This window comes from Salinibacterium sp. CAN_S4 (assembly GCF_015752305.1).
Taxonomy (GTDB): Bacteria; Actinomycetota; Actinomycetes; order Actinomycetales; family Microbacteriaceae; genus Rhodoglobus.
Window position 1 is genome coordinate 245,674 of the sequence record NZ_JADOVB010000003.1, and the last position, 12,652, is coordinate 258,325.

Consider the following 12,652-nt stretch of genomic DNA (forward strand, 5'->3'; position numbering starts at 1 on the left):
CTAGCCGACAGCAGTGAAGATGTCGATGGAACCGGACTTGATTGTGACGATTGCGCGCTTGGTGTCTTTGCGCTTGCCGATACCGAACTTGGTGCGACGGGTCTTGCCCGTGCGGTTCAGCGTGTTGACCGATCCGACCTTGACATCGAAGATCTTCTCGATGGCGAGCTTGATCTCTGTCTTGTTGGCGCGGGGGTCTACCTCGAAGGTGTACTTGCCGTCATCGATCAGGCTGTAGCTCTTCTCGGAGACGACGGGCGCGATGATGATGTCGCGGGGGTCTTTGAACGTCACGGTGGTCATGCGCTGACCTCTTCCTTGGTCGCCTTGGTGTTCCAGGCCACGAACTCATCGAATGCGCCCTTGGTGAAGACGATGTCGTCACTGATGAGCACGTCGTAGGCGTTCAGCTGGTCGAATGGCAAAACGTGGACCGTCTGCAGGTTGCGGACGCTCTTGTAGCTCGTCTCGTCGTCGCGCTGCAGAACGATGAGCACGTTCTTCGAGGGTGCGATGTCGAGCAGCAGTGACGCCATGGCCTTCGTCGACGGCAGGTTGCCGACCGAGAGGGAGTCGATAACGTGAAGACGGTCGCCGCGGGCGCGGTCGGACAGTGCTCCGCGCAGTGCAGCAGCGATCATCTTCTTGGGGGTGCGCTGCGAGTAGTCGCGGGGGTGCGGACCGTGCACGATTCCACCACCACGCATCTGGGGAGCACGGATCGAGCCCTGGCGAGCGCGACCGGTTCCCTTCTGCTTGAACGGCTTGCGGCCGGCTCCTGACACCTCGCCGCGACGCAGCGTGTTGTGCGTTCCCTGGCGAGCCGCGGCGCGCTGGGCGACGACGACCTGGTGGATGAGCGGGACGTTGGTCTGCACGTCGAACACCTCGGCGGGAAGATCGACACTGCCGACCTTCTTACCCTTGGCGTCGATTACGTCAAGTGCTGTGACGTCGGTTGAGGTAGCCATGGGCTAGGCCCCCTTCACTGCGTTGCGGACGAAGACGATGCGACCACGGGCACCGGGAACGGCGCCCTTGACGAGCAGGATGCCCTTCTCGAGGTCGACCGAGTGGACGATCAGGTTGAGGACGGTAACGCGGTCACCACCCATACGGCCGGCCATGCGCATGCCCTTGAAGACACGGCTGGGGGTCGATGAAGCACCGATGGAACCGGGCTTGCGGTGGTTGCGGTGCGAACCGTGGCTGGAAGAGACGCCCTTGAAGTTGTGACGCTTCATGACACCGGCGAATCCCTTGCCCTTGCTGGTGCCCATGACGTCGACCTTCTTGCCGGCCTCGAACATGTCGACGGTCAGCTCCTGGCCGAGCGAGTACTCGCTCGTGTCATCGGTGCGCAGCTCGGTGAGGTGGCGGCGGGGGGTGACGCCAGCGGCGTCGAAGTGGCCCGTGAGGGGCTTCGTGACCTTGCGGGGGTCGATCTGCCCGTATGCGATCTGCACGGCGCTGTAGCCGTCGATCTCCGGCGTGCGCAGCTGCGTCACGACGTTGGGGGTGATTTCGACAACGGTCACGGGGACGAGCTTGTTGTTCGCATCCCAGACCTGGGTCATGCCGAGCTTCTTGCCCAGCAATCCCTTGATCGTCTTGGTGTTAGTCATGGAGGTTTCCTATTCGACTGAAGTAGCTCGAGCGCGAGCTAGAGCTTGATCTCGATGTTGACGTCGGCAGGGAGGTCGAGTCGCATGAGCGAGTCGACGGCCTTGGGAGTCGGGTCGATGATGTCGATGAGTCGCTTGTGGGTGCGCTTCTCGAAGTGCTCGCGGCTGTCCTTGTACTTGTGAGGGGAACGGATCACAGCGATCACGTTCTTCTCGGTGGGCAGCGGCACCGGGCCCACTACCGTGGCACCCGCGCGGGTTACCGTGTCGACGATCTTGCGTGCCGACGAGTCGATGACCTCGTGGTCATACGACTTCAGTCGAATGCGGATCTTCTGTCCCGCCATGGGTAACTCTCTTTCGTCTTGTAACTCAAACCGTGTACTACTCAGGACTGCAGCGTGGAGCCTTTCGACGCCATATGCTCAGCACTTCTGCTTTCGCACCACTGTTTATCTGTCAATTGCTTGCTTTACTACACAACTCCCGCCCGCGCGGCAACAGAACGATTCCGAAGCGCTTCGGGTGGTGTGGTTGAACCTGGTTCTGCTTCCCGCGGCCTAGCCCGATCTGGATCCTGAACTCTGCAACGAATGAACGCTGCAGGGACCTGAGCTATGCACTGCCTGGAAGTGATTCCGCGCTACGTGAGCGGGAAGTGTTGAACTAGAAGAGTTTGTCACAGAGTTGGCATTGCTGCAACCCGGGCGTGTCGCTTCACGGCGTGTCGCGAAATCGAGGATTTATAGGGGCGACGTCAGCTTACGAGGAGTTCGCGGAGTCGGGTCTCCGGGGAGGTTCGACCCGAGACATCCATCACATGCCCCTTGTCGAACTTGTCGACCACCCGCGGGTCGACATAGCTGGATTTCGCCACGGCGGGGGTGTTTCCGAGCACGCTGGCGACATCCCGCATGGCCTGGGCGACAGCGCGTCTTCGGGCGGTGACAGTTTTCTGGGGGCCCACCGATGCGAGGCTCACTGCGGCAGTCACCGTTCCGTGCAGGGTGCGGAAGTCCTTCGCCGTGAATTCCCCGCCCGTGCGCTCGGCGACGTATGCATTGACGTCCTCCGCACTTAGCGGACGCCAGGACCTCCCATCTTTCCAGGCGAGAAGCCGCGCATCCGGACCGCGCCGCTTGAGCGACCTCAAGACGCTGGCGAGTTCCGCGTCGATGATCACGGAATCCCACTTCTGCCCACTCTTTCCCGGGAAGTCGAGGGAAACTGTATCTCCGGAGACGCTGACATGCGAACAGACCAGGGTCGACAGGCCGTGGCTGCCGTGCTGCTCCGCGTAGCGTTCAGAGCCGACTCGCAATGAGCCGGTGTCGAGCATCCTGAACGCCGCGGCGAGCGCCCTGGACTTCGACGGCTCTGCACTCCTGAGGTCGGCGGTCACCCGTCTGCGCGCAGCAGGCAGCGACTCAGCGAGACTCAGCGCCCTGTCGAACTTGAGGCGGTCCTTCTGCAGCCGCCAGAACGGATGGTAGATGTACTGGGTTCTGCCGGCGTCATCCACTCCTGTCGCCAGGATGTGTCCGTTGGGATGGGGCGAGATCCATACATCCGACCAGGCGGGCGGAATGGCGAGGGCTTCGATGCGCGCCCGTTCATCTGCTGACACCAGCGTGCCGCGATCATCGCGGTAGGTGAACCCTGCCCCGGCGCCTATCCTGCGCAATCCCCTTCCGCTCGAATCACTGCGGCGGAGTCGAGGCATCTGCCCAGACTACGGTCGAGACCAGGATGCTGGCGGGGGCTTGAGAATCACTCTGTGCACGAGTAAGACGGCCAGGACGGAGGCGACCAGGAACGCGAATCCAGCTTCGATGGCGAACTGGATGAACAGCTCAGCCCACACGCCCTGCTGGACGAAGCCGACCACGACGACAGTCCCGAGATTGAGCAACGCACCGACGGTGGCGAGCACGATCGTGAGCCACGCACCGGCCGGCCGGCCGCGGAAAGCGGCGATGGCGAGCATCACCAGCCACGCGAGCAGGCCGATATCCATGAACAGGAACAACCGTTGGGCCGCCTGGGCGGTCGCATCGGCCGGAGCAGCGCCGGCAGTCAGCCGCCACACCACCAGGAGAGCAAGCGCGACGACGACCGTCACGACGACATCGAGAACGATCCTGCGCACCATCGGCCTCATGTCCACAGGGTAGTGGGTGCGTGATCGGGGGCGCCCGGAGCCGATGGCACGGGCACCCCTCCTCGACTGTCCGTGCTGCTAGGGACGCACACTCACCCGACGTCGACTCACCAGCAACAGTCCACCGACGAGCAACAGCAGCCCGATCGCGAGGGGGAGACCCGCCGCGGTTCCGGTGAAGGCGAGGCCAGGCCCGAACGGGCCGAACGGCGGTGCGGCCGCCGGCGCAACGGCATTGAAGGGATCGCTCGAGGTCACAATGAAGGCCGAACCATCCGCCAGTGTGGCGAGCTGTGGCACGCCCAGAAGCGTGCTCGGCTGGCCCGTCGGAATTCCTGCGCCGTCGACCTCGGGGACGATCACGTGCCCCGTCACGGTCACAATATTGGAGTGGGTCTCCCCTGCCTCGAGAGTCAGGGTGCCAGAGGCGTAGAACGACTGGCCCGGTAAAAGGATGCCCGTCCACGGACCACTCGCGGCGAAGTTGTAATCCGATGGTCCGCCGAGCGGTGAGAGATCCGCCGTCCAGTCCGCTCCGACCGATGCGCTGGTACCTGCCAGGTTCGTCAGGGTGAGGTTCGTCATCGCTGTCGACCCCGTGTTGGTGACGACCCAGCGCACTGCCTGCGCCACTCGGGGCTCATAGATGACGGCTGCAGAAATCGTGTCGGCATCGGTGCTCGTCCCTACCGCTGGCTTGCTGGGGATGATCCAGTCGCCTGAACCGGCTTTCACAGCGGGGTCAGGCTGGGTACCGTCGTACTCGATCACCTGGATCGCCCCGGTGAAAGCGTTGTACGGGTCGGTAGCCGTGACATCGGCGCCCGACAGCACCCCGGTTCCTGTGACGGTCACCGTGCTCACGTGCGGCGGGTCGGATGGGTGGAGCGTCAGGGCCGAGATGCCCGTGATCACATCGCCAGGAGCCCAGGCGCTCGTGCCGTCGAAGGAGTTCGGCCATTCGACGACCCATGTCCCATTCACGATGCTGGATGTCGCGGTGGAACCGTCCGGGAACGTCCAGACGATGGGGCCGTCCAGATCGACACCAGACAGCACCTCGCTGATGAGGGAGATATCGCGCAGCGCCTCGGTGCCGGTGTTGGTGACCGTGAACACGATGGGTCGCGTTTCCCCGGGCTGGTACACCTCGGCCTGGGGCATAGTGTTCGCGTCGTGGATGATCGTGGTTCCGGTGCCGTCTCCGAGCTGGATTCCGAGTTGCGGCCCCACCCCGGTCCTGGCGTTGAACGGGTCGCTGTCGGTCACCGTGGCGGGTGCACCGTTCCTGTGGGCCGTGACGGGATCACCGGCGACGTCGAACGTCGGCTCTCCATGGGGAAGGCCACTGCGATCCAGGACGGGAACGACGACCGTCGCCAGGACAGTGACGTCGCCTGCGTGAGTGTCGCTGACGGGAAGCGTCAGGCTGCTTTCAGCGTAGAACGACTCGCCAGGCTTCAGGACGCCTGTCCAGACTGCGCCGCCGCCGAAGTCGAAGTCCGCCGGGCCTCCGAACGCGCTGAGGTCGGCAATCCAGGGACCGTTGAGTGCCGGCCCATCGGTCGTGAGATCCGCGAGCGAAATAGTGGTGAGCGGTGTGGTTCCGGTATTGGAGACGACCATGCGCACACTCTGCGCTGTGTTGACCGGGTAGGTCACGGCATCCGCTGTGCTGTCAGCGTTCTGTGGAGCGGGAACGCTCGACTTCGCCGGAACGCTGCCCGCGCCCGAACCATCGACGATGGCAGGATCAGGCAGGTTACCGTCGTACTTGATGACCTGTATGCCGCCGGTGAAGGCGTTGTAGTCGTTGGAGTCGGAGACGGGAGTTCCCGATCCGGTGCCGACAGCGTCCACGGTCGCTGTGGCAATGTGGGGCTGGTCGCCAAGGTCGACCGTGAGACTCGCGGTTCCTGTGATGACCGCCCCGGGAATCCAGGTGCTGGTCCCGTCGAAGGAGTTGGGCCACTCGACCGACGTGCCAGCCGGCGTCGTGACGGTAGAGCCGTCGGGGAACGTCCAGGTGATGTCGCTCACAGCCGGCCCCGAGTTAGTCGAGTCACCCAGAACGACATCTCTCAGCTCTTCCGTGCCCGAATTCGTCACGGTGAAGACGACGTCGCGGGTTTCACCGGGGGTGTAAACCTCACCGTCCGTGATGGTATCCGCGGCGTGATAACTCGGTCCCACCAGGTCGCCGCGCAGGATCGTCACGGCCGGTGTCACCGTGGTCGGGTTGACCAGGTCCACCGACACGGTCGACGCATCACCTATCGTCAGCGTGGATGTCCCGTCGCCGTTGTCAGTGACGACCCCGGTTCCGCTGCCCTTCGACCATCCCGGCGTATCCCAGCCGACCCCGGCCGGACCGCCCGTCGGCGTTGCCTCGCTAAGAGTCACGATGGTTCCGTAGGGGATCTCATCGGACAGGGCGGACGTGCCCCCCTTGGTCACAGTCAGGGTTTTGGGCGAGGCAAGCCCCGGGTAGGTGTAACTGACGGTGAACGACTGGTCTAGGGGGATGAGAGAGCCCCCCGGCCCCGTCACCGTCTTCGAGATTCTGAACTGCCCCACATCGAACAGGTCGTTGGTCACGGTGAATGCTGTCGGCGCTTCGGCGGAGGCGAGGGTCGGGGTGGCTGGCGTGACCGTCGCACTGCGATACTGGCCGCCGTTCGACTCGGTGACCGTGACCCTCGATCCCACTGGTGCGGAGATGGCGGAGCTCGTGTCTCCTGCCGCAACCGTCACCGGGGAATCGGGCAGCGGTTGTGCGTTACCTCGGAAGTCGACGGCCGTTGCCGCGATGGAGAACACCTGGCCGGCACGTGCCGGTCCGCTGCCCGCCGCCAGTTGCTTGGCAATGGTGAATGACGCATTCGCGATGAAGCCGGCGTCGATCGAGTGGTCGCTCTCTCCCGCGGGGGCAGCGGAGTACGACACGTTGCCGGCAGCATCAGGGTCGGAGTCCGTCTGGTTGCTGCCCGCATCCTGTCTGGTCAGTTCGAGAATGTTCCACGGCACAGTGCCGAACGTCGCCTGGTCGGCGGTGCCAAAGGCCACGTTGCCCGAGGTCGGCGTGACGAACGTGATTATGTAGTCACCACCAGCGGAGGTGAAGCCCGGTGCGTAGAAGGGTGAATCACTGTCGGTCGAGAAGTAGTAGGTGCCGTCTGCGCCGGTGACGACCTCCTTGAGAACCGCACCTCCTTGCCAGAGCTGAACCGTGACTCCGGAGAGCGGTGGCTCGTCGGCATTCTGCGATCCGTCCTGGTCCGCGTCGAACCACGCCCGGTTGCCGATCTCGAGGGGAGCCTGCTCGGCGAGGATCTGGATGCCGCCGAGGCCTCCCCCCTTCTGGAAGGTGCCCTCGACCGAGATTGCTCCGCCAGCGTCGACGTTGTGCTCGTATCCGCCGACAGCTTCACCGGTGGTGGTCGAGAGCCAGGAGAGCCCGGCGAGCCGGATACCGCTCAACGGGTCGTATTGGGTTGCGACAACTTCTTCCGTGCCGCGCATGCTCGCGAGAGCGCCGAGAGCGACCTCCTGGTGAGTATTGCCTTTACCCTGGTTTATGGCATCGGCGAAGAACTCGCCACCACCGGGGCCCTGATTGTTCGTCGCCCTGCCAGCCGGCAACCCGGCGGCGGCGCGCGTGCCTGCCGTTCCCGCTGACTCGATGGTCCATGCAGTACCTGCCGCATTGGGAGCTGCGATCAGGATGTCCCCACTGGAGCCCGTCTCATAGTGCGAGGTATCCGTGGGTTGCGCGGGGTGGTTGCGGTTGCCACCCTGAATTCCCGTTCGGTCTCCGAATCCCAGGGTCAGGAATCCGGCTGCATCGAAGGACAGCCCCTCGAGCACGGCCGACGGGTAGATCTGCCAGCGGCTTCCGGTACCCGTGGTCTGGGCCACCGATCCCGCGGGGACCCCGCCGAGGGCAGGCCAGGTCCAGGAGTCTGCCCAGGTGTTCCAGCGCTGGCTTTGGGGAGCGAGCACGTTCGCGTAGACGTCACCCTTTGCATACCCAAGCGGCGCATTCAGCACACTCTGGAACATCGATGCCGCGGTGACCGGCATATCCGTTGCGATCACACCGGCCGAAAGTCCGGCGGCGGCCGCTGAGACGCCAGGATTGGCCGTCTCCACGCCGCCCACGAGAGTTTCTCCCGTGGTGACGTATCCGACGAACACCTGCCCGGCGCGCACCGTGACAGCCCACGGGCGCTGGCCCGTGGTCAATCCCAGCGACGTGACCGACGCCACTGCTGGCGCGGCGAGGTCGGAGATGTCGAGGGTGACGAGAGTCTTGTCGAAGAGGTTGACGAAGTACAGGCGAGTTCCGTCGAGGCTTGTTGCGACGCCACCGATGCCGATCTTGCCTGCGCGCTGGAATGCATCGATATCGCGCGCTTCGACGTTACCTGCGGACAGGCCGCGGGCTGAGTTGCTGAGGGCTGTGCCCACGTCGATACCGAGGGTCGTGACGTCCAGCCAGGGTTGCACAGTCGTCCCGCTTGTCGAGACCGAACCGTTGGTGACAACGTCGGTGACGCGGTAAATACCGCCGAGCCCCAGCGTCCCGAGGCCTGAATGCCGCTTATAGGTTGCTGCGGCGAAGAGGTCGTTCTCCGCGGCGTTGTAGGCCACGCCCCAGACTGAACCGACCTGGCTGAAGGTAGCCATGGTGGACCTGCCTGGGAACCCGGTTCCCTGGGCTGCCGCCGTGCTGAAATTGGTGGAGTACGCCTGGGCAACGATCGAGGGCTGGTTCGCCGAAGTGGATGTTGGGATCCCCGAATACTGGATTGCTGTGACAACGGGCGGGTTGTTCTGCGAGTATTCCTCCGGAACACCCGCTCCGAAGTCGACACCCGACGCGCCGACAGCGACGAACTGCACGCTCGTGCCGGATCGCGTTCCGGTCGAACTGAAGACCGGCGTCTCTTCGAACCCTGCGGGCAGTCCGGTGAACTCGACACGGAGCTGGTCGGACGGCGACGGGGACGGGGAACCGGTCAAGGTATACGAGCCGTCGGCCGACGAGACTGTTGTCGTTGCGAACACTGTGTCGTCAGAGTCGTACGCCGTGACGACGACTCCGGTGATCCCGGTGTCGACCGACACGCCGCCGTGGGGTGTCGCGATGGTGTCGCGGAGTCCGTTCGCGTTGAAGTCGCGGAAGACGTGGCCAGACACCGTGCCAGCGGCAGCGGCCCTCGCCGCGCTGGTTCCAGCGGCAATGGCGGATCCGGAAAAGACGAGAACTGCGGCGGTCAGAAGGGCGACGGAAGATGGCAGGCGCGAAAGAACACGGCGGGTATGCATGGGATGAAAACCGTTCGGGTTGTTGGAGTGCCGCCGCCAGGTCGCGTGCGGGGCGGTCGCTGCTACAGGCAATCTCGAACAGCTACCAGCCGCAACGATATACCGCAGTTCGGGGTACACATAAGTCCCCAGTACGGTGGACAAGATGGCAGTGTCGCGCGCTCCACGGGTTGACGGCGGGAGACGTTTACACTTGCCGGATGACGCTAAGTCCGACCAGCATCCCCCGGGCACACCCGCGTCGCGTTGCGGGTGTCTCGGCTGTGATCCTGGCGGCGCTGCTGACCATCTCTGGGTGCGCCTCGACGGGATCTGCTCCCGCACCTGTGGGGCGATCCGTCGTCGAAGTACCCGGGGACGCGGCGACAATCAGTGAGGCCATCGAGGCAGTCTCCCCCGGCGGGCTCGTTCTGGTCTCCCCCGGCACCTACCTGGAATCCGTGACCGTCGACAAGGACGACGTGACGGTCAGGGGCACCGACCGCAATTCGGTGGTCATCGACGGGGAGGGACTGCGGCCCAACGGCATCCAGGTCATCGCCGATGGGGTGAGGGTGCAGAACCTCACGGTGACGAACCACACCTTCAATGGTGTGCTCGTGACCGGCCTGCACGACGCCAACGGCGCCCAGGCCCACAGCCTCGATGGATACACCACGCTCGACCCCGAGAAGTTTCCGCCACTGCAGCGATTCGAGGTGAGTAACGTCACCGCGAGCAACAACGGGCTCTACGGGATCTATGCCTTCAATTCCCAGCACGGCGTCATCCGTGACAACTATGCGTCGGGCTCCGCCGATTCGGGCTACTACGTCGGCCAGTGCGCGAACTGCGACATTCTGGTGACCGGCAACGTGGCTGAACACAACGCGATCGGATATGAGAACGCCAACGCCTCGGATTCCGTGCTGGTGGCGGCAAATCGCTTCTCCGACAACCGGGTCGGGCTGACCCTGCTCTCGTGGTATCAGGAAGCGTACCTGCCTCAAAGAGCCGCGACCGTCGTCGGCAACGTTATCGCCGATAACGCTTCGGGTGACTCCCCGGCGCAGGCCAACGGCGCCTTCGGAGTCGGCATCGGCCTGTCGGGGGCGAACCAGAACGTCATCGAACGCAATCTCATTGCGGACAACCCGTCATCCGGAGTGCAATTGACCAACACCGAAGACCTGTCGTCCGAAGGAAACCGACTCATCGACAATGTCTTCGAATCGAATGGCGTGGATGTCGCGGATCTGTCGGCACCTCGAGCGCCAGCCTCGGACAACTGTGTCTCCCCGACCGACACCGTGTCTTTCCTGCCGGCCGGTCTCGCCGCTGCGTGCGGTTCCACCTCTGTGTCCGGCTCGCGTGCGCAGCTGCCAGCTCTCGACGTCCCGCGAGGAGTCTCGTTTCTCAAGATCGCGGCGGGACCACGGCAGCTGGGCATGGCGGGAGACGTTCGGGATGTCCCGGCCGCGTTGCCGGGCACAGTGACGTTTCCCGAGCTCGACACGATCGCCGTGCCAGATCGCTCGTTCCTCGAAGAGTTGACGAGGGGATGAGGCTCGCCGCCCCGGTGCTGGCGTCCGTCATCGTTGTCGGACTCGTCGCCTGCACTCCTGCAGGATCGCCACCGCCTGCCTCAGACCCTGCCTCAGACTCGAGCCAGCAACCCACCGGTCTCAGCAGCGAGCAGGCAGAACAATTGGCCGTCACGCGATTCCGCAACTTCGATGCGGGTATCCGAGCCATCCACCTGTCGATTCCCTCGACGCAGGTCGGCGCCGTCGATCTCACGGGATGGTTCGATTTCGAACAGCACATTGGGTACGGCCTCGTGAAAGATGGCGGGACCCTGTGGTGGTCGGAGAGCACGGTAGCCGTGCGCGACGTGCCGGCCAGCGAGGCGTCTATCCCGCTGCCCACGGATGGTTGGGTCAGCTATCCGCTTGACCCCGGCTCCAATCCGCTCGCAACGGCGCTTACGCTCGTGGGCAGTCTGGGCTCCGACCGACCGGAGAACCCGCAGCTACTGGCCCAGTCCGATGCGCTGTGGGTGCGGTCCGACACGATCGGAGGCGCTGCCGTGGGAGTGTTCATCGGCCCATCCGCCGACGATGCAACCGTCTCGACTGACGGGTCGGAACGGGCACGCTACTGGGTCGACGATCGCGGACTGCTCCTCAGGTTCGAAGCGCCAGTCGGGGCGGAATGGATGACGCTCGACCTCAGCACCGGCTCGGCCGATATCCCGATCACAACACCCGGTGCCCCGTGACGCACGACGACCGCCCGGAGGATGCGGGCACCCCTGAGCCCGATCGGGAGTCTGGACAGCTGCGCCCCACCCGTCGCGGCCTGCTGCAGGGCGCTTTGGGAGGTGCCATCGGGTTCGCGGCGGGAGCCGGCTCCGGAGCCGCTGTCGTGTCGGGCACCGCGGCAACCCCGGCCGCTCGACCCGGCGCAGGCAGGCCGCAGCCCGTCCCCGCGTCGGGTTGCTACCAGGCGGGCATCCACCTCCCTGCCTCGCCCCAGTTGTTCGGTCGCATCGCGGTGCTCGAAATCGGTGGGAGCACTCTGGGGTGGCTCGCGGCTCTGGGGCGGCGCGTTATCCAGCTGACCGAAGACGGAGATGGGGAGATCCTGCCCGATGGTCCCGGCGATCTCACGATCTCGGTCGGGATCGGTCCCCGACTGGTGCGAGCCGCGGATCCGACGATCATCGGAACTACCGATCTGCCCGCCTTTGCGGGAGACGAGGGCATCACCCCCGGGCATGTCGGTGGTGACGTACTGCTCGCCGTCCACTCGAGCGACCCCACGGTACTTGCCGCCGTCGTCGACGACCTTGCGCTGCTCATCCCGGAATCCACCCGTCAGTGGGAACAGGCGACATTCCGGGGCGCAGGCGTGGGAACCAAAGCCCGCAACACTCTCGGTTTCATGGATGGCGTGATAGTCCCCCGCACGAGCGATGAACTGGACCGCGGGGTGTGGGTGACGAGCGGGCCGCTGGCCGGGGGCACAGTGTGTGTGATTCGAAGACTAGCGATCGATACGACGCGATTCCGCACGCTCGACATCGGCGAGCGGGAGGGCGTCATCGGGCGCACCCTGACCGACGGCGCTCCCCTGTCGGGTGGCGGCCCCGATGACCAGATCGACCTCAACTCCAAGACGCCAGAGGGAGAGTTCATCGTGCCTGCACACGCTCACGCGAGGGCGGCGCATCCGTCATTCACCGGATCCGAGCTGATGCTCAGGCGCAGTTACTCCTACGACAACGGTGTCGACTCAGGACTTGTGTTCATCTCGTTCCAGAACGACCTGCGGACATTCGTCGCCACCCAGCAGCGGCTGGACGAGATGGACGCTTTGATGAAGTTCACTCGACCTACAGCGAGCGGTACCTTCCTCGTGCTTCCGGGCTTCGACGCCGTCACACCGTTGGGCGCAGCCTTCGGCTGAGTGCCCTGATGTCGCTCACGCCTCACGGTCACGAGCTCGAGATCCTTCGGCTTAACGACAGCAGGGCCGCACCCGAAGGTGCGGC

The 12,652-nt window shown here is 64.6% G+C and carries 10 protein-coding genes; 3 read left to right on the plus strand and 7 right to left on the minus strand.

The features are described from left to right. From rplW to IWX81_RS10230, 7 genes are all read right to left on the minus strand, one after another. Nucleotides 1-303, minus strand: coding sequence for a 50S ribosomal protein L23 (gene rplW / locus IWX81_RS10200; RefSeq protein ID WP_199281192.1), 303 nt, complete (start codon nt 301-303; stop codon nt 1-3). Continuing rightward, nucleotides 300-971: a 50S ribosomal protein L4 gene (gene rplD, locus IWX81_RS10205; protein WP_199281193.1), complete on the minus strand. Its 672-nt coding sequence runs from the start codon at nt 969-971 to the stop codon at nt 300-302. The genes rplW and rplD overlap by 4 nt, the downstream gene beginning before the upstream one ends. Nucleotides 972-974: 3 nt before the next feature. Next, the gene (gene rplC / locus IWX81_RS10210; protein ID WP_097060160.1) at nt 975-1,625 is read right to left on the minus strand and encodes a 50S ribosomal protein L3; all 651 of its coding nucleotides are present in this window, start codon (nt 1,623-1,625) and stop codon (nt 975-977) included. Nucleotides 1,626-1,663: 38 nt separating this feature from the next. Further along, the gene (rpsJ, locus tag IWX81_RS10215) at nt 1,664-1,972 is read right to left on the minus strand and encodes a 30S ribosomal protein S10 (protein ID WP_009773132.1); all 309 of its coding nucleotides are present in this window, start codon (nt 1,970-1,972) and stop codon (nt 1,664-1,666) included. Nucleotides 1,973-2,382: 410 nt separating this feature from the next. Then, a complete protein-coding gene (locus IWX81_RS10220; RefSeq protein ID WP_199281194.1) occupies nt 2,383-3,348 on the minus strand; it encodes a DNA topoisomerase IB in 966 nt (321 codons plus the stop codon). Nucleotides 3,349-3,357: 9 nt separating this feature from the next. Beyond that, nucleotides 3,358-3,786, minus strand: coding sequence for a hypothetical protein (locus IWX81_RS10225; protein ID WP_199281195.1), 429 nt, complete (start codon nt 3,784-3,786; stop codon nt 3,358-3,360). Nucleotides 3,787-3,864: 78 nt separating this feature from the next. Then, a complete protein-coding gene (locus IWX81_RS10230; protein WP_199281196.1) occupies nt 3,865-9,117 on the minus strand; it encodes an SdrD B-like domain-containing protein in 5,253 nt (1,750 codons plus the stop codon). Between the two features lie 200 nt (nt 9,118-9,317). On the opposite strand from IWX81_RS10230, the gene IWX81_RS10235 reads away from it, so the two are divergent. From IWX81_RS10235 to IWX81_RS10245, 3 genes are read left to right on the plus strand one after another with little or no spacing between them, the layout of a single operon-like run. Then, complete coding sequence (locus IWX81_RS10235) at nt 9,318-10,661, plus strand: right-handed parallel beta-helix repeat-containing protein (RefSeq protein ID WP_199281197.1); 1,344 nt, start codon at nt 9,318-9,320, stop codon at nt 10,659-10,661. Beyond that, nucleotides 10,658-11,377 (plus strand): hypothetical protein, encoded by a 720-nt coding sequence (locus IWX81_RS10240; RefSeq protein WP_199281198.1) that lies wholly within the window; start codon nt 10,658-10,660, stop codon nt 11,375-11,377. Before IWX81_RS10235 ends, IWX81_RS10240 begins: the two co-directional genes overlap by 4 nt. Further along, entirely contained in the window at nt 11,374-12,567 is a 1,194-nt protein-coding gene (locus IWX81_RS10245; RefSeq protein ID WP_199281199.1) for a Dyp-type peroxidase, read from the plus strand. Before IWX81_RS10240 ends, IWX81_RS10245 begins: the two co-directional genes overlap by 4 nt. The last annotated feature ends 85 nt before the right edge of the window (nt 12,568-12,652 follow it).